The sequence below is a fragment of the Paenibacillus sp. CMM36 genome (genome assembly GCF_053570945.1).
Map to the genome: position 1 here is coordinate 143,271 of NZ_JBSEDY010000012.1, position 21,934 is coordinate 165,204.

Genomic DNA, 21,934 nt, shown 5'->3' on the forward strand with positions numbered 1-21,934 from the left:
CGTGAACTTCTGGAGATCGCTGGTAGGCAAGCTGTGGATCACCATCATTTGCCTTGTAGGCTCTGTGCTTATTTTTTTAGGGCTTTTTTTATTGCCGTACATCAACAGAAATTTTGCGGCGTATGAATCGACGGAAATCAAGCATTTGTTCACCTATACATGTATAGTCGGATTTTTATTGACGACCTTTTTTGCCCTATTTCTTTTTACTAAAATCACACAGCCTATGCAGCTGTTGATTCAGGCGGCGAATGCCATTCGTGAGGGAAGGTATGATACTCGGCTTTCGCTGGTGACCAGTGATGAAATTGGAGAACTGGCGAAAACTTTTAATCATATGTCTACGGAACTGGAAGCAACGATCCGCAGTCTGAATGAGGAGAAAAACCATTTATCCAGCGTACTGCGAAGCATGTCTGATGCAGTAATCACCTTCGACAGAAGCGGACAAATCATCTTGACGAATCCGCCGGCACAAAGTTTGCTGAATATCTGGGAAAAGCTGGAGTGGCAGGAACGTGATCTGGAGGAGTTTGGAGCTTCTGTACCTGAGCCTTTGCAGTCTCTGTTCCATACCGTTATGGACAGGGGAGAGGATGTCGGAGACTATATCCATGTCAAGAAGGGCTCCTGGTCGGTGCAGATGGCGCCTCTGTATACGGATAATGCAATCCGCGGTGCAGTAGCTGTGCTTAGAGATATTACGGAAGAAGTGAAGCTAGAGAAGATGCGGAGCGATTTTGTGGCCAACGTATCTCATGAAATCCGTACACCTTTATCTATGATGCAGGGCTACAGTGAGGCGTTGCTGGATGGTATGGCGGGTTCACCAGAAGAATCCGAGGAACTGGTGCAGGTCATCCATGATGAGTCATTACGCATGGGAAGGTTAGTCAAGGATCTGCTTGATCTGGCCCGAATGGAGGCTGGTCATACAGACATGCACCGACAGGAATTGGATGTGAACGAGTTGATCGAGCGTGTTCACCGTAAATTTACGGTACGATCAAAGGAACAGGGACTGACACTCGATTACCATGAGCATGGCCAGCGTTTGTTGCTGCCTGAGGCAGATGAAGACCGGTTGGAACAGGTATTGACCAATTTGCTGGATAATGCATTTAGACACACACCCGGTGGGAAAAAGGTTACTATTGCGGCGGATCGAATTTTGGGAGAACGGCATGAGTTAATCCGTATTCGGATTAAGGATGAAGGTGTAGGCATTGCCAGCGAGGATCTACCTTATATTTTCGACCGCTTTTACAAGGCAGATAAAGCCAGAGTACGTGGTGAGGATAAAGGGACTGGCTTGGGGCTTGCTATTGTCAAGAATATTGTAGAGGCTCACGGAGGCTCTGTCTCTGCTGCCAGCGTATTGGGGGAAGGGACGGAATTTACTATTTTGCTGCCTATCTCCAGCAAAACTAAGCTGGGTCTGTAACAGGCTTATAAGCCCAATCTGATATCCCCCGGTTTGCAGGCATCCTCGGAAGAGGGTGCTTTTTGTTGAAAAATCAACATTTATCTTGTTCAACGTGGAACATCCTGTTTCAAAATGATTACTCACATGATAGATAACTCGGTATAAGAAAAAGACGCCTGGGTAGCCAGGCGCCTCTCTTTATTATAAAACCATGGACCTCTCAATAGGGTCTGGAACTAATCTAGCACTACTTCTTGGGCAGTATTTAGTTCTGGCAAACCAACGAGTTGAATCAGTACGTCTTTCGGCACGGCTTTATCGACGGTCAGGATCATGATAGCTTCTCCGCCGACAATTTTACGCCCTACTTGCATAGAAGCGATATTGACGCCGTTCTCCCCAAGCAAGGTGCCGACACGACCGATAATGCCTGGTTTATCATTGTGCGAGATGAGCAGGAAATGAGCTTCCGGTGCCACGTCTACTGGGAACTGGTTCAACCTAACAATACGTTCGCCATAGCCTGCCAGCAGGGTGCCAGATACACGTTGCTCTTCGCCGCTCTGCGTTTTGAGTGTAACGGTAATCAGGTTGGTAAAACCCTTGGTGGCGGGCGCCTGAGATACGACAAGATGGATGTCACGTGTTTTGGCCAGATGTACAGAGTTTACAATGTTCACATCGCTGCCCAGATGACGGCTAAGTACGCCTTTCAAAATATACCGTGTCAGCGGCTGTGTATCCACAGAGGACAAATCGCCAGCGTAATCTACCTGAATTTCACGTACAGCCTGATTCGTGATCTGAGCGGCAAAGCTGCCCAGCTTCTCTCCAAGCGAGAAATATGGCTGCAATTGCGTCATGACGTTGGATGGTACTGGAGGCATGTTGACCGCATTTTTAAAAGGCTCATCACGCAAAATATGCAGCACTTGCTCGGACACGTCGATAGCTACATTCTCCTGAGCTTCGACAGTCGAGGCACCCAGATGTGGTGTAACGATAATTTTCGGGTGGCTCAGGAATGGGTGGTCCTGTGCTGGCGGCTCTGACTCAAATACGTCAAAAGCTGCACCGGCAACGATACCTTCATCAATGGCTTCAACAAGAGCCATTTCATCGATAACTCCGCCCCGGGCACAGTTGATAATGCGCATTCCTTTTTTCATCACTTCAAACTGTGGACGAGCAATCATATGTTTCGTTTCCGGTGTTAATGGTGTGTGTACGGTCATAAAATCTGCGTTGCGGATAATTTCATCCACGCTCGCAAGCTTAATGCCCAGCTTCTCAGCGCGTTCTTCCGTTAGAAATGGATCATAGCCGAGGATACTCATGCCAAATGCTTTGGCACGTTTAGCCACCTCACTGCCGATACGTCCCATGCCGAGGACTCCAAGTGTTTTGTTACGCAGTTCGACACCGAGGAATGTTTTACGATCCCATGTACCGCCAATGGTTTTGGCATATGCCTGTGGAATATGACGTGCTAGAGCCATCATCATCGCAAAAGTGTGCTCACATGTCGTAATCGTGTTGCCGTCAGGAGCGTTAATAACGATAATCCCGCGTTGTGTTGCTGCTTCGAGGTCGATGTTATCCACTCCGACCCCAGCTCGCCCTACAACCTTGAGGTTCTTACCTGCCGTCATGATGCGTTCGGTTACCCGAGTTTGGCTTCGAACGAGTAATGCGTCATAGTCACCAATAATTTGAACCAATTCATCCTCGCTGAGACCTGTGTTCTTGTCCACCGTGACATCGTCTGCATCCATCAGTTGCTGGATGCCCAGGTCACTGATTGGATCGGATACTAACACTTTAAACATTTGGTTTCCTCCTCAAAGTTAACTTCTTTTATGGACAGGATGCACTTCAAACTGAAATACATTCCATAAAGAACATGAAAAAACTTGAAATGCTTCTAAAAGTACAGGAGAGCGGTGTGAAATACTAGTGTGATAACGCATTGACGCAGAAAAGGGATGGAATAGCATTATGCACCAAACTAACGACCAAAAGTCTTATGCGGAGACGCTTTGCGGTTTTCGGGCATCAAAAAAACCCCCGAATCACATACTATCTCCATAGTAAGGGACGAGAGTTATCGTGGTACCACCCTAATTCGCAGCCATTTCGCAATGGACTGCCTTCAGCGGTCATAAAATGACCGAAAGGATAACGGTTTTCTGCCGATTGCATCTAATGCCGGGAAATATTCCCCAGACCTCGGTGCAATAACTCAGGAGCGCTGAAAGTAGTTACTTCGTCACCGGCTTCCACCCAAGCACCGGTTCTCTGAGGACGAAATCAATACCTTTTCTCCATCATTGTTGTTGTCGCTAATAATTTTTTCATAATGTATCATGGCTTACATGGGCATGTCAATAGGACATGCGACATGTGAGGATAGCAGGCTAGATATATAGCTACAGAATGCGGAAAATTAAGATTTAAGTCTTCTTGAATCCGCCCGACTTTTTGGCTATGATGCTAAAGAAGACTATGCAGAGGACTAACTAACTATGAAAAAGCTTAAAGTGAAATGGAAAAGAGCGCAAATTCATGAATTGAACGACCGCTTGCTGCTTTACAATTTGTATCTAACTCAGGGGCTGACCCTGCTGATTGGCGCAATCTGGATATTTTTTCAGAAAAGAAATTTGTTAGAACTATTTGCATTGCCGAACACTCTGCACGTCTTATGGTGGGGATTGGGATTGGCCGCCGCTATGTTACTTGTGGATCTGTTGCTATCCCGGATTATGCCTGAGGATGCTATGGATGACGGTGGTATTAACCAAATGCTATTTCAAAATCGTCCGGTTTGGCATATTATTTGTATAGCAGCTATCGTTTCTATCTGTGAGGAACTCTTGTTCAGAGGTGCGATTCAGTACAGCATTGGTCCTTATTGGACAAGCATTTTATTTGCGGTGATTCATATCCGATATTTACGGCATTGGATTCCCACTGGCTGGGTTTTTGTTAGCAGTTATGGATTGGGCTACATATATGTGCAGACCGGTAGTCTGTGGGCACCGATCATTTGTCATTTTGTGATTGACCTTATATCTGGTTTAGCGTTACGTTTTCGGAGGTATGAAGAATGAATCAGGAACTTAGCAGAGTGCAGACCTATGGTAGCCGTCGAAATGGTCGCAAAGGCAAGGAAGAGGACAGGTCAAAATCTAAACCAGTTCGCTCCCGTGCTTCACGGCCCGTGCCAGAATTGGCTCACGTTGCCGCTGCACCAGAAGTTGCTGTGACGATGGAGGGTGACACTCCTGCCAGTGAGTACCGAACGCGGGCAGAAATGTTTCCGTCCCGCCGTATTCGGGTAAGCAAGTGGTTTTTAAATTTTTTGAGCACTCTTTTTGTGCTGATTACTGCAGCATTACTGTGGTGGGGCGTCAAGGGTGCACCACCCATCAGTGAAATGCTTTGGTAATATAAAGTTATTATGGACGTCTGTGCTTAGGTCAAGGCGCGTAATGATACGGCGAAAAAGCCTCCATCTCCACATGAATAACGGAGAATGGAGGCCTTTATTGCATCATCTATAGTTAATCCGGAGTATACGCAAGTGTCTACTAGCTAGCAGGAACCTCAATCCCTTGCGGATCGACAAATTGGTAACCCTTTTGCTCAAGGCGCGTCAATAGACTGTCCAGCGCCTCAGCTGTCCATGGCAGTTCGTGCATCAAGATATTGCTGCCTGGATGAAGTTGTTCTGTTACATTTTTGAGAAGTGCCTCCGTTTTATTAGGCTGATTCTTTTTCATTGTCCAGTCCAGAGAACCGACGGACCATGTCATGTATAGGAGACCGTTTTCCTTAGCGACCTTGCGACCTACGTCCCCGCCTGCACCATGAGGGGGGCGGAAGAAGACGGGGGCTTGGCCTGTAATGTCCTTAACAGCTTTTTGTACCGTTTCAATCTGTTTTTTGACCTCGGGCTCAGATTTATTCTTCAGCACGATGTGATCCCAGCTATGGTTGCCGATGGGCTGTCCACGGTCATGGATAAGCTTAAGCAACTCAGGATGCTTTTTTACACGGTAACCGTTTACGAAGAAAATTGCTTTCGCTTTGTGTTTGTCCAGTACATCTATGATTTTGTTAATCATGGCTGCTTCCTTAGGACCATCATCAAAGGTCAATAACACGACTTTTTTTTCGGTACCTTGTTGGTCAGGGATTACATTGTAAGCTTTGTCCAAGTGATACATTTTGTTATTGATAGTTGCAGATGTCGCAGCTCCTGTTTCGTTGCTTTCGCTGGTTTTATCATTTTGTGCATTGGTTTTATCCGCTGAGTTATGTTCATCACTGCCTGCTTGCTTACTGCTGTTTTTTGGGGAAGAGACGTTGCTCTGATCTTTGGCGCTGTTACTTGAGTCAGACGCTACCGAATCCTGCTGGTTGCTTGTTGCCGCAGATTCAGGCTTGGTTGCAGTGCAAGCACTAAGCAGCAGACATGCGGTGAACAAAATGGCTGCTGTTTTTGTACCCATTATTTCATCTCACCTTCCTGTATTTTATACCGTATGAGTTTGTCACTACTGACGAACACTATGCTTGATTCTACCACAAAGGGAGGTTCTAATTGTGAAAACATCTTCATTTTTCCTGGGAATCGTTTTGGGCGCTGTCGCAAGCTCTATGATCTCCCGTAACCGCAACATGTTGGGCTTATCTATGGACATAGGTGGAAAAAAAGGCGGCAATTTAGTGCAGCAAGCCCGTACTAAAATGATGGACGCGGCATTCCCCGGGATGGGCGAGATTACGCTCAATAAAGAAGACACCCATAAGGATCAAGACCATCATTCACAAACAGATAAAACCGCTTATAACGCCCATACTGCCAAGAACAAAGAAGAGAATATGAAGTTGATTAAAGACTTCATCAGCACAAGTCCCGATGTTAAACGTGAGGTCGAGCAAATTTTGAAAGAAAGGAAATGTTAGCCCTGCGGCCCGAGAGCCAGCGTCGGACAGTGGAAACCGCTCCCTGGTTCCGCGATTACGTCCGCCAGTTGGTGACACATCAGCTCGGGATTAGCGAAGGGGTGCTTGAGCATGGCGGCCTGAGTATTTATACCACGCTGGACATGCACATGCAGCAAGCAGCCGAGGCGGCTGTAAACGAAGGCATGAAGAACAGCAACGGACTGGAAACCGCGTTAATCTCCATGGACCCGCGCAACGGACATGTCAAGGCCATGGTCGGCGGAACGAACTATGTCGGGAATCAATATAATCATGCGCTTGCCACAACCCGGCAGCCTGGCTCCTCCTTCAAGCCGATTATGTATCTATGCGCACTGGATTCCGGCGAATTGACGAGTACGTCCAAGTTCGAAAGCCGACCGACGTTGTTCCACTACGATAACAACCGCAAGACCTATAAGCCCAAAAATTTTGGAGACAAATACTTGGGCGAAATAGATCTTCGGCGCGCAATTGCGGCGTCCGATAATATCTATGCCGTAAGCACCATTTTGAAGGTGGGAACGGATAAGGTCATGGATCTCGCCAGCAAAATGGGCATTACAAGCGAGCTCAAGCCCGTACCTTCGCTAGCGCTGGGTGTGTCGCCCGTCAGCCCGTTCGAGATGGCCTCGGCCTTCTCGGTCATCGGTAGCGGCGGGCAAAAGGTGGCTCCGGTGGCAGTGCTGCGCATCACCGATGCTGCCGGGCGGTCGCTGTACGAAGCGCCCCAAGCCGCGCTCGTGCAGGTGGTGAAGCCCGCCTCCGCCTACGTCCTCACACGCCTTATGGAAGGCGTGTTCGAGGAAGGCGGCACTGGCAACCGGGTCGCGAAGCTGATCAAGCGCCCGGTTGCCGGCAAGAGCGGCACGACCAACACCGATGCGTGGATGGTCGGCTTTACCCCCGAGCTGTCCACCGCTGTCTGGGTCGGCTATGACAAGGGCAAGGACATCAGCACACAGGATGCCCGACGGGCGGCTCCGATTTTTGCGCAATATACGGAGAAAGCGCTGGAGAATGTGCCACCCAAAATCTTTCCTATCCCTGACGGCGTAGTCAGCGCTTATATTGACCCGGCCAGCGGCAAGCTGGCTGCACCGGACAGCCCGGACAAGCGGCTGGAGGTATTCGTCAGCGGCACGGAGCCGAAGGAGACGCTATCGGGGCAAGATAACCAACCGGCATCCACACCAACTGACCAAGCGGAGCGACAAGCTGAAAAGAAATCGTGGTGGGGCAATTTTAAGCGTTGGTGGATGGATTAATAGCAAAAAAAGACTGGGGGAACGCGATGAGCGCTCTCTCAGTCTTTTTATTTTCGCATCACTTACCTCATATGCCCATTTACCTCTCTTGCCAGTGCCATCAGCCATCATCCCGTTAAACCCCGCTCTTCCCTAAAGCTGCGCTATTACCAATAACAGCTAAACGACTCAATACGGTTGAGGTCTACACCATAATAAAACCAAAAACGTCCACTCCACCGAAAACCCGCTACCGATGTTCTGCCTACAAAGACAGGGTACAGCCAAAAACGCTCTCCGTTCGTCAGCCATACAAACGTGTTGCGGAACAAACAACCGAAGATGGCTCCAGGGTCAACAGCATAGGCCGAAACCAGCGGCTTCGGTGGCGTAAATTGCGGTGGTGGAGAAGTGGGTGCTTGAGCTTGCTGCCCACCTTGCGGACCGAACGGCCCTTGCGGCGGCGGTGAGAACGGCTGTGGCGAAAATGATCCTGGGCCTGGTGGCGGACCTATCGGAGACGGGAACGAATCCTGCATATCAGGAAATTGTGGAATCGAAGGACTTGACGGCGTGAATGGACCCGGAATACCCGGTTGCGTTCCGAAAGGAACTTGTGGCAGTAAAGACATGTGTTTCACTCCTTGTGTCTAGGCTGATGTATCCTATGCGGGACACCAGCCCGCGGACTGGGCGAATCCCCATATCTCCGCCAAACTCCGCTATTTCGTCCTTTTACATCAAAAATTCTTATTTCCTGATACGATTAACTTCCTTTTTTGAACATGCTCCAGCTCAATTTCATGTATCATTTTAATCTCGACTCGTTTCCTGAGCTCATCATACTGTTCCAGCAGCCGATGCTTATACCCTAAATTGTCGTTCATCCAGCCTATCATAGAGTCATCCTTATGCTCTGTGGACCAGCTAAATAAATCGCTATAGAGCTGACCAAATGATTCCTCGTTACAGCGAGCGAACCGGATCGGTCGGGCTGTATAACTTAGTTTTAGTTCCAGCATCTCATACAACACTTCCAAACGGTACTCCAAGTCCTGTACACCTGCTTTGGACACATCACAGCTTTTTATATCCTGAATAAGCTCTCTAAAGGTCAACCCTACATGCTGCATAGCAATATAAGACCACACACAGCTTCCCGTAGCTGTTCCATGAGCCTCCCAAAGCGGATTCCACAAAATAGACCGAATCGTATCCCTTTGCTCCTCTCCAAATAAGGCAATTCCAGCAATAATTCCCGCATTACAGTCTACCGAGGCATGTTGCTCTCCCCAATGTACCAATCGCGGAATCATATCTTCAGTAGTACATTTGAAGCTTAGCAGAGGTAAGAATTCATTAAACAAATGCTGATCCAATACTTTTTCCAATTCAGCCGCCAGTTTCTCACGGTACGGTTCGCATGGAAGATGTACCAGTCCCAAACAGGCATCCACAGACACAGCTCCATACGATCCGTTCACCAAAGCGACAAGATCAGCAGCAGCCTCCACATAACCCAAATAACCTAGCACATACAGCACACCGTCAGGTATATGTTCTGGGGATGCCTGATTTCGCACATAACGCTCGTACATATCCTGCGCCAAAGTAACATCCCCGCATCTCATGATCGGCTGGAGGAGCAACCCCCTGATATAATGGTGGGGATCTTCTACAAAAAGCCTATATAACTCCCACGCATCCTCCACTGTCCCATATTGGGCAACCACATCCGTATAGGCGGAAATGATGCTGGCGTCCAGCTTCTTGCCTGAGCCGAACATATCCATAAGTCTTGCTGTCGCGTCCATCATCCTGTTTTCTCCTTTCACGTGTGTACGTCTTCATAAAGCAATTCTCTAATGCTGAATATTTCTATTAAAAAAGAGGAAAGATGTTACCATCTACGATCCAGTCTAGGGAGTTGATCTCATGCATGATTCCAATCCAAAAATTACAACATTTTTCATGTTCTCTGGTCAAGCAGAAGAAGCCATGCAATATTATACCTCTGTCTTTAAGCCGTCTGGTATCATGAGCATTTTCCATCAGGAAGATGGGACCGTGTTACATGCCGTATTCAACCTCAAAGGGCAAACCTTTATGGCTATAGACTATAACCATCAGGACAAACACCCTTTTACCCCAGCTCTATCGCTATTCGTCACTTGTGATTCGGAAGAAGAAATTCATCGTGTGTTTAGTCAGCTATCTCAGGAAGGCCGAGTTCTAATGCCCCTTGAAGCCTCGCCCGTAAGCCAACAATTTGGCTGGGTTGAAGACAAATACGGTGTTTCATGGCAATTAAATTTGGCAAAAGACTAAATTTCTTCTCTAAACGATCCAGCAGACTCTAGAAGTCTATAGAAAAACAATAGACCATGCTCCATCTTTTTTTGGTAATATTATATTTAATAGGTGCCAATAAAAGGATGTGTGTTTATTGTATAGTGCAAATTGTGAACAATGTTTTGGTTTATGCTGTGTAGCCTTGCCTTATGCTAAATCAGCCGATTTTGCTTTTAATAAGGACGGAGGAACCCCTTGTCAAAACCTAAATGCGGATTATCGTTGTAATATTCATAAGAACCTAAGAAATAACGGCTTGCGAGGCTGTACAGTATATGATTGCTTTGGAGCAGGCCAAAAAGTTTCCCAAGTTACATACAACGGAAAAAGCTGGCGAGACGATCCGGCAATAGCTGAGGAAATGTTCAATATATTTCCCATCATGCAACAGCTTCATGAAATGCTTTATTACCTAAATGAAGCCCTTAACTTAAAAGAAACTCATCCCATCTATACAGACTTACAAAAGGCTATGGCGAAAACCGAGCAGCTTACGAATCAAGATCCAAAATCTCTCATAAATCTTCATGTACCCACCCATAGGGCGTTAGTCAATGATTTACTTTTACAAACAAGTGAGTTAGTACGAGAAAAAGTTAAGAAAAACATAGAGCACAACAAATATAGTAAAAAGATCAGGAGTAGAGACCTTATCGGGGCCAATTTGAGAGGCGCTGATCTTAGAGGTACCAACCTGAGAGGAGTTTTACTGATTGCTGCTGATCTGCGAGAGGCTGATCTGAGAATGACGGACTTGATCGGTACGGATTTTAGAGATGCTGATTTAAGTGGGGCTAATCTGGAAGGAAGTATCTTTCTTACACAGGCGCAATTAAATTCGGCTAAGGGCAATTGTAAAACCAAACTGCCCCCTTCTCTAAGCATTCCAAACCATTGGCTGCATTAGTTTTTTTCTAAGCAGTGGTTGTATATTCGAGTCGTGTTAGCGCACGACTTCTTTATTATTCTCACCTCAGTATATAGCTCATTTTATAACGTAAATACAGCTTTTATCTTCAAGAATTTTACTGATTACTCAGTTCTTTAATGTATATTGGGCAACAAAAAGCACCTTCCATTGGATCAGGTTCAAAAATCACGCCTTTATGACTGCATCCAGATTTAAATCCCCTTATTCTTCTTCGTTTAGAAATTCCTTTAATCTCTGACTTAGGGCTGCATACTGCTCTGCATTGGTGTCTGAGAATGCTTCTTCCCGGTTGGAGTGTACATGCTGATACTGTGGAAGGCTTGAAAATTGCGACCTCGTAAAATCTACAATGTCCTCACCAATACGGTTGTAATAGTGCCAACCACTATCCAGCCATGTTTTCAAAATATCGCCGCCAAGCCTGTCCTGAACGACGAGTGCTGTGACACCACATTGCCCAGACGCAGGATTATTTGCGGTCCATTTAGAGCTAGACTCCAAAGACCAAGCTTGAAACAACGCCTTTTCTAATTCTAAAAAACGGTTTGCATCCAACATGCGCCTCCCCTTTCGATTCCATTCTGCACTTATGTGAACGTGCTTTATTTATTTCAACCCGTATTCCACACTCTGCGAATCTTGGCTTCTGCTTCTTTCAGTTCTAGCAAATACACGTCGGGATTCGAAAGCTTTTTCCAGTCCTCAAACCCAAACTGCGGATCGTAATATCGAATGAGAAGAGATAGTAAAGCTCCATGAGTTACAATGATAACCGTTTTTTCCGCCCGCTCTATAAGCTCCTGAACAAGCTGGATTCCTCGATCTACTGCTTCACGGGATGATTCCCCTCCCTCCAGCTTCAAGTCCTCGTCCAAATAGGTCTGTTCCAGCACGTCCAGCCAATGATCCAAATGCTCATGGCTAATTACCCGTTCTTGAAGACGTACATCAGTATACACCTGCAACTGTTTCCGTTCAGCCAAGGGCTGAATGGTTCGCACGGCCCGTTTCCACGGGCTGGACACAATATATTCCACACCTACATTCTCCATAAAATCAACCAACTGCTCAGCTTGTCGGGTACCCTCATCGGTAAGTCGGGCATCTGGTTCCTGTCCTGTTGCTTGGGCATGTCTGACAAAATAAATTCTCTTCACGTCATCACTCCTAACTGTCACACAAATTTAAAATTCTACATATTTACAAATGATTATTTTTATGATATAATATAGGTTTACATATTTATATTTTATGATACGATTCCTTTGTATTATATCAACTCTTATGGGAGGGATTCGATGCAATTAGACAAGGGAATACACATGCTCCAGGTTTCTGCTAACATTATGGGAAGTATAGAGGGTATTCACCCGACTTTAGTGTGGGACGAAGATAACATGATTTTAGTTGATACGGCTTACCCCGGGCAACTCTCACTTTTACATGAGGCTATTCTAGACACCGGATTAGCAATCCATAAACTTACCTCTATATTAATAACACACCAGGACCTTGACCATATCGGCAGTTTAGCAGATATAGTCCGAGCCTCTTCATCCCCAGTTCAAGTATTAGCCAGTTCTATCGAAAAGCCCTATATACAGGGAGAAAAACAGCTTATAAAGCTGACTCCAGAAGCAATAGATCAAGCTGTAAGCTCCATGCCCGAATCCGTTCCGGTAGAGTGGAGACACGCATTCCGGCGTACACTTGAAAATCCCCCAAAGGCTATTGTAAACTCCACCATCGTTGCCGGAGAGGAACTGCCCTTCTGTGGGGGGATCGTAGTTATAGATACTGCTGGACATACACCAGGACACCTAAGTTTCTATCATAAATCCAGTCAAACCCTGATTGCAGGAGATGCTCTACGCGTGGTAAGCGGCAAATTACTGGCTCCAGACCCGCAATATTGCTGTGATTTCAATATGGCCAAAGAATCTCTTAAAAACCTGCTGACATATGATATTAAAAAAGTGGTCTGCTTTCATGGAGGGCTGTACGAAGGCAATTGTAATCAGCGGATATCTGAAATATATGAATCCTAACCTTTGATTTACATGGTCGTACCCACCCCTTGACTGGTCAGTGAATCATCTAAAGAAAAGACTAACCAGGAATTCCTGGTTAGTCTTTTTTGAATGAGAACTAGGCTTTTAAGTGAACTCTTAATACAGGTACTTCTGGAGAGGCAGATGTACCTTCCAGGATTTCCACATGGCTAATCATCTCTTGCCCATCTGGAACGATTACCGGCGTAATTACAGGCAATCCACCCTGTTGAATCGCATCCAGGTCAAACTCCATCAATAATTGCCCAGCTTTAATGCTATCTCCTACTTGGACATGAGGATTAAACCCTTGTCCTTTGAGAGAGACGGTATTAATCCCGACATGTATCAAAACTTGTACGCCGGATTCATGTTCAATAATCAGAGCATGCTTACTTTTCTCCATGACATGGGCAACTTTTCCCGCGAAAGGAGCGGTGACCCTACCCTCAGACGGATGAATAGCGATGCCATCCCCCATAGCTTTCGTAGAGAACGCAGGATCTGGAACCTCCTCCAGGGAAACCACTTTTCCTTTGATTGGTGCTATCATTTCGAATTCTTCAATACGAGGAGCCGCCTTCTTTTTCAACCATTTAAACATAACGATGCCACCTTATTTAGAGATTACATTCATAAACAGTAAATAGGACTTAACTACATCTTTCAAGGAACCGGTTCCACAAAATGAATAGAAAGAAGAGTGGAAGCGATTTCTATCTGAATTATAGTGAATGCCTTTCCAGGATGTCAAGGAGCTATCAGTTCATAACTACATATCTGTTACAATAATTTTCATGTAACTTGGAGGTGCTCTAACAAATTGCGGATTTAAGTGTTTTATCTCTTAAAAACAGATTTTTTATAGTATACTTTTCCAGCAATTTCTTTGATGATCATGTTTGGCATGTTCATTCAGCATTGCTTACCTACATGAAAAAGAAGTAGACCGCCCCCAACCAAGGTATCGGTCTACTTCTGAACCTTACTGCCGACTGCTTTTTAAGCAGTTGTGTACACTGGAATCGTGTTAACGCTTGGCCTACCCTTCCAGTGCCTGCTTCAATTCCTCAGGCGAAGCTTCCCACCATTCCTCGTTATGCGAAATGAGCAGGCTTTTGAGCGCTGCCTTATCTTTGCTGCCGAGATCCTCCAGCATGAAACGACGCTTGAGCGCGTAATCCATACGGTTGACGTGATCGGCGAGGATTTTCCAGCCGCGTTTGGCCTCGTCGTCAATCAGCATCTCGCAGGCGGTGGCGCCGCCGTACATACGTCCTTCGGCTGTACGGTCCACAGCTACCCATACGAGCCATACCTGGCGTCCGTTCGGTACGTCCTCTTTATTCGTAGAGAACTTGATACCACGTTCTACTTTACTTTTGGCATGCATGGCACCGATATCAATTTTCGCCTCTCCTCGGTCAATGATGACCGGTGACATGCTGTTCAGGTCAATTGAGCCTGCGCCGAAACCCTTATGTTTACTCTTGCCACTGACAATGTTCAGTGCAATCTGTTTTTTGCCGTCCGGCTGATTTTCACTCATGCGTCACTAGACCTCCATTTTCCGTCTTCACACTCATTCTACACTATAAATATTTTAACTAATAATCTCCTGAAAGCAAACATATACATGCTGTAGATGCTTGTCAACGGGAGGTATCCATTGTATGACCCCAGCACGCACTAAAATCGTTTTATTGTCTACACTAGCCCTCGGTCTCCTCGCAGGGACGTTATGGTTTGCCTGGCAGCCCCAATCGCAATCCGACCCGCAGTCCATAGGCCAACCACTATACGGCTCCCTGTCTGAGTCTGCGCTTGCCCCAAATGTGGGCAAGCCTCTAGGGGCAAACATCCTGCCTGACCTGCCCAAGAACCCTCCACAACCCGCTACAGAAATCCTCAGCAAACGGGTGGTAGAGTACCACATTGATGTATCTCTGGAAAAGGGACAGGTTTTGCGAGGCACTGAGACACTGACCTGGAAACATCCGGGCAAGAAAACCGTGAATGATCTGTATCTTCATCTATACCCGAACGCCTTCTCTTCCATGGAAACCACCTTTATGAAGGAATCCGGTGGAAAGCTGCGCGGAGACACCATGCCCAAAGACGGCTTTGGCTCTATGACGCTGACTGAACTAAAAACAGAAGACGGTTTATCCCTCATGCATCGCATCCAATATGTGCAGCCAGATGACGGTAACGCAGGCGACCGTTCGCTCATGAAGGTGCGTCTACCCAAGCCAGTACGAGGTGGCGAAGAAATCACATTATATATGAAGTTTGAGGTAAAACTGCCTGCCATCTTTGCTCGTATGGGTGGGACAGATGATTTTGTAATGGCAGGACAGTGGTTCCCGAAGCTCAGTGTCTACGAGACTGCAGGGCAGCGTGGACGCGCCGAGGAGGGCTGGAACCTCCACCAGTATCATGGTAACTCCGAGTTTTATGCCGATTTTGGAATTTACAGCGTACGGATTCGGGTGCCTGAAACTCATATCGTAGCAGCGACCGGATTTCCCACCCGTGGTGCCGTCCGACAGAACGGACAAAAAATATATCAATTTTATGCCGATGATGTACACGATTTTGCCTGGTCCGCTTCACCCAACTTTGTAGCCGTAGAAGAACCCTTTTCTTCTGCTGAAGTCCCTGGTGTCAAAATCAAGCTCTACCTTGACCCATCGCACAAGGAGCTCAAAGGACGCTATATGAGCGCAGCGAAGGCCGCTCTTTTGTACTACAGCAAATGGTACGGGCCTTATCCATATTCCACCCTGTCCATCGTGGTTCCACCTAAATCAGGCAATGGAGCTGGCGGCATGGAGTATCCGACACTCATCACGGCCGCTGCTGCGGGTAATCTCAATCCTGGCTATAGTCTGGAACGGACATTAGTTCATGAGATTGGACATCAATATTTCTATGGAATGGTAGCCAATAATGAATTTGAGGAGCCGTGGCTGGATGAAGGCTTCACCTCCTATGCAGAGGAGCGACTTATGGAGCAAGAATATGGGCTCACCCCCAACTTGCCATTACAATCGGGACAGGTATCCTCCCCACAGCCGCTAAACCGTGAGTCATGGAAGTACGGCTCGGCTGCTGAGTACGCGCAAAATGCCTACTCTCGAGGCAAGCTGGTACTACGGGGCATTGAACGTCAGGTGGGTATAAAAAAAATGGATCGCATTATGCGGACCTACGTCCAGACGTACCGATTTAAGCATCCGTCCTCACAGGATTTTCAACGTATCGTGGAGAGAGTCACCGGACGCTCATGGAGCCACTATTTTGAACAGTATGTATATGACGGCCAGATGGCGGACTTTTCAGTGGATCACATCACAAACCACAAGCTGGAGAATGGATATGAAGCAGTCGTAACGGTCAGCAAAAAAGGGGCGGATTATCCCAAGATCCCTGTCCAATTTACCTTCAAGGATGGAACCAAGAAATTCAAGGCTTGGGACGGCGCGGGCAAAAGCACAACTTTTCGGATCAAAAGTACTTCTCCCGTTTCCTATGTAACCCTTGATCCCCTATATACCATTGCACTGGAGAACAAGCATATTAACAATACCCTAAAAGCCGAATTGGACGAAAAGCAACAAACCCGTTGGAGTATAAGTGTAACCAAGCTGCTGGAGACACTGCTTGGAAGTCTGTCATGGTGAGGTGTCTATAGATGCGGACTGTTATAAAAGAGGGCTGGGCGCTGGTGCGCATACGATTCTATATCGTTATCATTTTATTTCTGTATCGACTACTGTGGGGGGTGTTTCTCTATCGACTGGTGCAGTCTGCCGTTATCCCGCTATTGCTCCGTTATCCTGATCAGGGTCAAAACGAGCTGGGACAGACCTTGTTTTGGATGGAGAGCCAGATTGCTCTGATGGACAGCCGGGAAGTACATGTGTATTTGTGGATACTACTAGGGGCGACTGTACTACGCATACTAATCACTCCCTTCATTAGAGCCGGAATATATCAAAGCCTGCATACCGATGCGACTGAGCCGCAAAGCCTGTCCTTTTTCAAAGGTATGAAACGCCATGGCATGTCGTCGCTGTTGTATTACATCATCGAGTTGGGACTGCTGCTGATTCCCGCCTTTTGGGTAGTACCGAGACTCTACCCTATTGTAGCAGGTACGCTTCAATCTCCCTCTTACCTGCTGCACTTGTTGCCCTATGCCATGGGATGGATGGCATACGGATGGTTCATTCGGCAGTGCATCCTGTATATGCAACTAGGCACTGTCGGTGGTCACGCCATACTATCGTCCCTGCTCGCCTTCTTTCGCCAGCTTCTCCCAGCTGTCGGTATATCCCTTTTGCTCGGTGCTTGTGTGCTGCTGGTCTTCGGTCTATTTGGCACCGTGGCGATGATTTGGACTGGCATGCTCGCGCTCATTCTCCAACAATCGTATCATTTTGTTACTAGTCTGGTCAGACTGTGGCATATCAGTTCGCAGTACAGACTATGGCATACCGATATCTCCAGTAGAAGCTAAGCCCTTCCTTTATGTTAATCACTTCATTTCCGTCTGTCGAAAAAACTTTATGCATAACCGCGCAAACGGCACATAACTGAATACTGTTAACAAGATCTGTTCCTGGGACATTAGGAGCAGATTTTTTTTGTAACTTTTTGCAATGAAACATTTGCCAAAGCCAGCCGACTTTGTTACAATAATCGCAGTGAACTGATAGTAACAACTTTGTAATCTTTGTTGTAACCTTTATCTCAAAAATATCGTTATTGTGAATACTGCTCTCCAAGGTGCACATCTTAAGTTAAGCCTAATTCCTGGCACCTAGGAAGCGGGGGAACCAGTTTGGGTGAATTGATCTCGCAACAGAGTGGTCATAGGGGAACCTTCTACCGAATCCTTAAGCTAACCTCGCAGGCATTGGAAGGGGTATATTTTTTTTGAAGAAGAAGCTAACGATCGCAGCTATGAGTCTTGCCATTGCCTTTACATCTTTTACATTCGGTGGCGGCAGTGCATTTGCAGACTCCAAGATGGACCAGGTCATCCAAGATGCCAAAGGAACGAACTACAGAAGCGGAGGCACTACACTCGAGGGATTCGATTGCTCCGGCTTCACAATGTATGTATTCAACAAACTGGGAATTAAACTTCCGCATCAATCTGGATCACAATTCAAAATGGGATCTTCTGTATCCCGCGATGAAATGAGACCTGGGGACCTGGTGTTCTTCAACACCACAGGAAGAGGCATTTCCCATGTAGGTATCTTCGTAGGTGAAGGGAAATTTGCCCACTCCTCGACTTCACGTGGTGTAGTAGTTAGCTCACTGAACGAAAATTATTACGCTAACCGCTATGTCGGTGCAAAAAGAATTATGAGCACAGACGCTTACCATTCTGTAGCTTCAGATATTCCTGATGACGACAACGTAGAATAACTAACGCACAGCAAGCTAACTCTAGCCGCAATTTGATTCTGCCGGAATCGAATTGCGGCTTTTTATGTCCACAACATCAGCAATGATTATCATTACTGACGAACTGAAACCTCAAAAGGTTTCAATTTTAGCAAACATCGTCGGTTTTACCGTCACCGCTGGGGGAGCATATGAGCAGTAATTCCTTCTTATTGAATGTATACCCGTCTTGGGTATAAAATAAACACGCTTGCCATTCCCCTGCAACTTGTCTACAATCTGTTGTTAATGATTGAAGTACTGTAAAAGGAGGATGGAACACATGCCGGCCTCAATATCCAACTATCGGATCGTACCGATGGACGAGCATCAAGCGGCTGCAATCTGTGAGTGGCGCTATGATCCACCTTATAACATATACGGTTGGCTCCCCTGGGAACAAATGAAGGCGCTTGAGGTCGAATTTGGAAGTCCCACGCTTCGCCAAGAGCAATATGTTGCCGTACTGGATGAAGAGAACAAGCTGATGGGGTTTGCTCAATATTTTCCTATGATCGGTGTGACCCGGCTAGGCCTTGGCATGCATCCTGACAGATGCGGACATGGCAAAGGCTCTGATTTTGTCCGTGCCATTGCAGAGGAAGCCCAACGACGCAACCCGAAGAATGAAATTGATCTAGAAGTGCTCACTTGGAATGAGCGCGCTATCCGGGCCTACAAGGCGGCTGGATTTGAGCTTACAGATACCTATGAACGACAGACCCCCGATGGCAAAAAACCGTTTTATTGTATGGTATATCGTCCCGAGCACCCAACCCAGGTACTATGATAAAAGCGCCTTCGGCATACAACCACGATGTTGTATAGCGAAGGCGCTTTTATCATCATACGACAGATCATTACAAGCTCAATGACTGCTACGCATTTTTTCAAAAGCTTCATTATATTGTTGGGCTTCCTTAATATCCACGGCCATAATACCGCCATCGTCCCAAGAGGTCAAACGCAGAGTCACGGTCTTGTAATCAATCGTAATAAATGGATGATGATTGAATGCTTCAGATATAGCGGCAACTTCATCCACGAATGCAATCCCTTTCATAAAACTGGAAAAATTATATTTCCGAACGATCCAACGTCCTTCCTCCAGCTCCCAGCCCTCCAGTTTCTCCAGATGTGCTTCAATCTCTTCTTGTGTAAAAGGCATGTTACGAACTCCTCCCCGTTTATACGGAAGCCTTTCGACCGCTTAAATACGGCCAAAACTACGATATATTGGTGTACATATTACCACGGCCCCGTTGATAAATCCATAAGACGGACCTCAAATCAAAGGGACTGACGTCAGCTCCTCGTCCCCAATCAGTACATAGATACGATGCTGCTCCGGCTCATAGATCACAACGCCACTCCCTACAGTGATTGTGGGCTCTGTACCCAGTGCATAAAATAAGTCTTCTGCCAAAGCTTCATTGACTTCCTGACGTCCCGCCGGGTCCAACCTGTCCCAATCTTCTGCTTCCATCTCAAAAAATTCATAGCTATCTGGGATGCGCCCCACAGCCTCTGTCAAATCGTTCAAAATTTGTTCATACTCACGTCCATGCTTTACTCCCATGCCATTTCCTCCAATGGTTCCGCCATTCAATACATAATCACCTTATTATACCGGAAATTCGCACTTAACAAAAAAGAGAGTTTTGTCGATAAATACTATAATCCGTCTTGTAATGACGCGCTTGGGGCAAGGACGACCCCGGCGGCATGAAAGGATTCAAAATCTATTCTCATGGATGAGGTGTATCATGCAAATTTCAACCATTATTGGACTTGTGCTCGGGATTTTGTCACTGGTCGTCGGGATGATCTTAAAAGGCGCTCCGGTCGTCAATCTGGTCAATAATCCCGCTGCTTACATGATTATTTTCGTCGGAACGGCAGCGAGTATATTTATGGCCTTCCCGATGGCAGAAATCAAACGGATTCCGAAGCTGTTCAAGGTTATTTTCACCGAACAAAAACTGTTAGACCGCAAAGAGCTCATCGGTACGTTTACCGAGTGGGCATCCATTACCCGTCGTGAAGGTCTGCTCGCCTTGGAATCCAAGGTAGAGGAAATCGACGATCCCTTTATGCGTGGCGGCATGCGAATGATTATTGACGGCAATGATCAGGAATTCGTACGGGACGTTCTAATGGAGGATATCAATGCCACCGAGGATCGACATCGCTCTGGCGCGCTGATCTTCTCCCAAGCCGGTATGTACGCTCCAACGCTCGGGGTACTCGGTGCGGTTGTAGGTCTGATCGCCGCTCTGGCCGACCTTAGTGACATGGAAAAGCTCTCTCATGCCATTGCAGCAGCCTTCATTGCGACGTTGCTCGGTATTTTTACAGGTTATGTCCTGTGGCATCCGATGTCCAACAAGCTGAAACGGTTATCCAAAAAAGAAGTCGAGCTTAAATTAATGATGGTCGAAGGTCTGCTTTCCATTCAATCGGGGATATCGACGATCGCCATCAGTCAGAAACTGACGATCTTCCTGACTCCGACCGAACGGGCTACGATGACCCAGAAGGATGGCGATTCCAGTGAGTAAAAAGAGACATGAACCGCATGAAGAGCATGCTGACGAAAGCTGGCTGTTGCCATATTCCGACTTAATGACCCTTCTGTTGGCTCTTTTCATTGTCTTATTCGGTATGAGCTCGCTCGACGCCAAAAAATTTGAAACTATGGCTCAATCCCTGAGTGCAGCTTTTAATGGCGGCACTGGCGTGCTGGATCACTCAGCCGCGAATCCGTCGTCACAATCCATGGATATGGGCAAAAATAAAGAACAAGTGTCACAACCCGTAAAATCGAAAGCTACTTCTACCTCTGAACTGCAAAAACAGCTGGCCCAACGGGAAGAAGAAGATTTAAAAAAGCTTAAAAAACAGATGGATCAATATATTCAAAATAACGGCCTGACCCCGTTGCTGAATACCAAGCTAAACCAATCGCAACTAATGATCACCATTAGTGATAATGCCTTGTTTTCATCCGGGCAGGCCGAAGTAAAGCCGGAAGCAAGAAAGCTGGCCAAGTCCATTTCTAGTATGCTCCAGCAGTTCCCTGGCTATGATGTTATCGTATCGGGTCACACGGATAATGTACCGATCTCCAACAGCCAGTTCCCGTCCAATTTTGATTTGAGCGCCAAGCGCTCTCTGAATTTCTTGCGTATCTTGTTGCTCAATCCAGATCTCGACCCAACCAAGTTTGTATCCATCGGTTATGGCCAGTATCGTCCATTGGCAAGCAATCAAGATGGTCAAGGGCGCTCTAAAAACCGTCGTGTTGAAATATCTGTTCTCCGCAAATATCAGAACGGGACACAAGTCATCAGTCCTACCTCAAGCTCGAGTGAAGGTTGATTATGCATATGTTATATGAACAAAGGCACCGCCGCATTTTTATGCAGCTGGTGCCTCTTTGTTTAGTGCTTCCTGTACTTTGCCCTTT

The 21,934-nt window shown here is 46.6% G+C and carries 23 protein-coding genes, 1 pseudogene, 1 riboswitch and 1 other annotated feature; of the genes and pseudogenes, 14 read left to right on the forward strand and 10 right to left on the reverse strand.

Annotated elements, in window-relative coordinates; all coding sequences use genetic code 11:
* The first annotated feature begins 1 nt into the window (after nucleotide 1).
* Nucleotides 2–1,444, forward strand: coding sequence for an ATP-binding protein (locus tag ACWA2B_RS21230; protein WP_069012706.1), 1,443 nt, complete (start codon nucleotides 2–4; stop codon nucleotides 1,442–1,444).
* A gap of 218 nt (nucleotides 1,445–1,662) precedes the next feature.
* Here ACWA2B_RS21230 and serA read toward each other — a convergent pair whose 3' ends face one another.
* Entirely contained in the window at nucleotides 1,663–3,255 is a 1,593-nt protein-coding gene (serA, locus tag ACWA2B_RS21235; protein ID WP_013310756.1) for a phosphoglycerate dehydrogenase, read from the reverse strand.
* Between the two features lie 261 nt (nucleotides 3,256–3,516).
* Nucleotides 3,517–3,766, reverse strand: a binding site (T-box leader).
* Between the two features lie 185 nt (nucleotides 3,767–3,951).
* Between serA and ACWA2B_RS21240 the strand changes: the two genes are divergently transcribed.
* Both ACWA2B_RS21240 and ACWA2B_RS21245 read left to right on the forward strand, forming a co-directional pair.
* Nucleotides 3,952–4,539, forward strand: coding sequence for a type II CAAX endopeptidase family protein (locus ACWA2B_RS21240; RefSeq protein ID WP_165147012.1), 588 nt, complete (start codon nucleotides 3,952–3,954; stop codon nucleotides 4,537–4,539).
* Entirely contained in the window at nucleotides 4,536–4,877 is a 342-nt protein-coding gene (locus tag ACWA2B_RS21245) for a hypothetical protein (RefSeq protein ID WP_029517314.1), read from the forward strand. Before ACWA2B_RS21240 ends, ACWA2B_RS21245 begins: the two co-directional genes overlap by 4 nt.
* 142 nt (nucleotides 4,878–5,019) lie before the next feature.
* On the opposite strand, the gene ACWA2B_RS21250 is transcribed toward ACWA2B_RS21245, so the two are convergent.
* Nucleotides 5,020–5,943 (reverse strand): polysaccharide deacetylase family protein, encoded by a 924-nt coding sequence (locus tag ACWA2B_RS21250; protein ID WP_029517315.1) that lies wholly within the window; start codon nucleotides 5,941–5,943, stop codon nucleotides 5,020–5,022.
* A gap of 94 nt (nucleotides 5,944–6,037) precedes the next feature.
* On the opposite strand from ACWA2B_RS21250, the gene ACWA2B_RS21255 reads away from it, so the two are divergent.
* Together ACWA2B_RS21255 and ACWA2B_RS21260 are read left to right on the forward strand one after the other, a co-directional pair.
* Nucleotides 6,038–6,400, forward strand: a complete 363-nt coding sequence (locus tag ACWA2B_RS21255; RefSeq protein ID WP_449292597.1) for a hypothetical protein — start codon at nucleotides 6,038–6,040, stop codon at nucleotides 6,398–6,400.
* A pseudogene (locus ACWA2B_RS21260) lies at nucleotides 6,388–7,689 on the forward strand (transglycosylase domain-containing protein); the annotation flags it as partial. The gene ACWA2B_RS21255 and the pseudogene ACWA2B_RS21260, both read left to right, overlap by 13 nt.
* A 146-nt stretch (nucleotides 7,690–7,835) precedes the next feature.
* Here ACWA2B_RS21260 and ACWA2B_RS21265 read toward each other — a convergent pair.
* Nucleotides 7,836–8,300, reverse strand: a complete 465-nt coding sequence (locus ACWA2B_RS21265; RefSeq protein WP_069011486.1) for a transporter — start codon at nucleotides 8,298–8,300, stop codon at nucleotides 7,836–7,838.
* Nucleotides 8,301–8,408: 108 nt separating this feature from the next.
* On the reverse strand, nucleotides 8,409–9,485 hold the full coding sequence (locus ACWA2B_RS21270; RefSeq protein ID WP_340953620.1) for a hypothetical protein: 1,077 nt from the start codon (nucleotides 9,483–9,485) through the stop codon (nucleotides 8,409–8,411).
* Nucleotides 9,486–9,603: 118 nt separating this feature from the next.
* On the opposite strand from ACWA2B_RS21270, the gene ACWA2B_RS21275 reads away from it, so the two are divergent.
* Nucleotides 9,604–9,996 carry a VOC family protein gene (locus ACWA2B_RS21275; RefSeq protein WP_165150540.1) on the forward strand — a complete coding sequence of 131 codons (393 nt, stop codon included), beginning with the start codon at nucleotides 9,604–9,606 and terminating at the stop codon, nucleotides 9,994–9,996.
* A gap of 118 nt (nucleotides 9,997–10,114) precedes the next feature.
* Complete coding sequence (locus ACWA2B_RS21280) at nucleotides 10,115–10,927, forward strand: pentapeptide repeat-containing protein (RefSeq protein ID WP_069011488.1); 813 nt, start codon at nucleotides 10,115–10,117, stop codon at nucleotides 10,925–10,927.
* 225 nt (nucleotides 10,928–11,152) lie between these two features.
* Here ACWA2B_RS21280 and ACWA2B_RS21285 read toward each other — a convergent pair whose 3' ends face one another.
* On the reverse strand, nucleotides 11,153–11,506 hold the full coding sequence (locus ACWA2B_RS21285; RefSeq protein WP_342426106.1) for a YunG family protein: 354 nt from the start codon (nucleotides 11,504–11,506) through the stop codon (nucleotides 11,153–11,155).
* A gap of 56 nt (nucleotides 11,507–11,562) precedes the next feature.
* On the reverse strand, nucleotides 11,563–12,108 hold the full coding sequence (locus ACWA2B_RS21290; protein WP_342425493.1) for a histidine phosphatase family protein: 546 nt from the start codon (nucleotides 12,106–12,108) through the stop codon (nucleotides 11,563–11,565).
* Nucleotides 12,109–12,249: 141 nt separating this feature from the next.
* Here ACWA2B_RS21290 and ACWA2B_RS21295 point away from each other — a divergent pair, with 141 nt between their 5' ends.
* Nucleotides 12,250–12,999: an MBL fold metallo-hydrolase gene (locus ACWA2B_RS21295; protein WP_449292598.1), complete on the forward strand. Its 750-nt coding sequence runs from the start codon at nucleotides 12,250–12,252 to the stop codon at nucleotides 12,997–12,999.
* A gap of 100 nt (nucleotides 13,000–13,099) precedes the next feature.
* Here the strand turns inward: ACWA2B_RS21295 and ACWA2B_RS21300 are convergent, their stop codons facing one another.
* Both ACWA2B_RS21300 and ACWA2B_RS21305 read right to left on the reverse strand, forming a co-directional pair.
* A complete protein-coding gene (locus ACWA2B_RS21300; protein WP_029514933.1) occupies nucleotides 13,100–13,606 on the reverse strand; it encodes a PTS sugar transporter subunit IIA in 507 nt (168 codons plus the stop codon).
* 438 nt (nucleotides 13,607–14,044) lie between these two features.
* Nucleotides 14,045–14,551: a YwhD family protein gene (locus ACWA2B_RS21305; RefSeq protein ID WP_449292599.1), complete on the reverse strand. Its 507-nt coding sequence runs from the start codon at nucleotides 14,549–14,551 to the stop codon at nucleotides 14,045–14,047.
* Between the two features lie 124 nt (nucleotides 14,552–14,675).
* On the opposite strand from ACWA2B_RS21305, the gene ACWA2B_RS21310 reads away from it, so the two are divergent.
* The 4 genes from ACWA2B_RS21310 to ACWA2B_RS21325 all read left to right on the forward strand — a co-directional run bounded on the left by ACWA2B_RS21310 (nucleotide 14,676) and on the right by ACWA2B_RS21325 (nucleotide 19,255).
* Nucleotides 14,676–16,688 (forward strand): M1 family metallopeptidase, encoded by a 2,013-nt coding sequence (locus ACWA2B_RS21310; protein ID WP_449292600.1) that lies wholly within the window; start codon nucleotides 14,676–14,678, stop codon nucleotides 16,686–16,688.
* Nucleotides 16,689–16,699: 11 nt separating this feature from the next.
* Nucleotides 16,700–17,527 carry a hypothetical protein gene (locus ACWA2B_RS21315; protein ID WP_029514937.1) on the forward strand — a complete coding sequence of 276 codons (828 nt, stop codon included), beginning with the start codon at nucleotides 16,700–16,702 and terminating at the stop codon, nucleotides 17,525–17,527.
* 276 nt (nucleotides 17,528–17,803) lie between these two features.
* A riboswitch (cyclic di-AMP (ydaO/yuaA leader) is annotated at nucleotides 17,804–17,941 on the forward strand.
* 5 nt (nucleotides 17,942–17,946) lie between these two features.
* Nucleotides 17,947–18,447, forward strand: a complete 501-nt coding sequence (locus ACWA2B_RS21320; RefSeq protein ID WP_029514939.1) for a C40 family peptidase — start codon at nucleotides 17,947–17,949, stop codon at nucleotides 18,445–18,447.
* Nucleotides 18,448–18,748: 301 nt separating this feature from the next.
* The gene (locus ACWA2B_RS21325) at nucleotides 18,749–19,255 is read left to right on the forward strand and encodes a GNAT family N-acetyltransferase (protein WP_449292601.1); all 507 of its coding nucleotides are present in this window, start codon (nucleotides 18,749–18,751) and stop codon (nucleotides 19,253–19,255) included.
* 78 nt (nucleotides 19,256–19,333) lie between these two features.
* On the opposite strand, the gene ACWA2B_RS21330 is transcribed toward ACWA2B_RS21325, so the two are convergent.
* Nucleotides 19,334–19,633, reverse strand: coding sequence for a 4a-hydroxytetrahydrobiopterin dehydratase (locus ACWA2B_RS21330; RefSeq protein ID WP_007428083.1), 300 nt, complete (start codon nucleotides 19,631–19,633; stop codon nucleotides 19,334–19,336).
* Between the two features lie 117 nt (nucleotides 19,634–19,750).
* On the reverse strand, nucleotides 19,751–20,044 hold the full coding sequence (locus ACWA2B_RS21335; RefSeq protein ID WP_013308186.1) for a hypothetical protein: 294 nt from the start codon (nucleotides 20,042–20,044) through the stop codon (nucleotides 19,751–19,753).
* A gap of 187 nt (nucleotides 20,045–20,231) precedes the next feature.
* Here ACWA2B_RS21335 and motA point away from each other — a divergent pair, with 187 nt between their 5' ends.
* Nucleotides 20,232–21,026: a flagellar motor stator protein MotA gene (gene motA / locus ACWA2B_RS21340; RefSeq protein WP_029514943.1), complete on the forward strand. Its 795-nt coding sequence runs from the start codon at nucleotides 20,232–20,234 to the stop codon at nucleotides 21,024–21,026.
* On the forward strand, nucleotides 21,019–21,846 hold the full coding sequence (locus ACWA2B_RS21345) for a flagellar motor protein MotB (RefSeq protein WP_029514945.1): 828 nt from the start codon (nucleotides 21,019–21,021) through the stop codon (nucleotides 21,844–21,846). Before motA ends, ACWA2B_RS21345 begins: the two co-directional genes overlap by 8 nt.
* Nucleotides 21,847–21,934 lie beyond the last annotated feature (88 nt).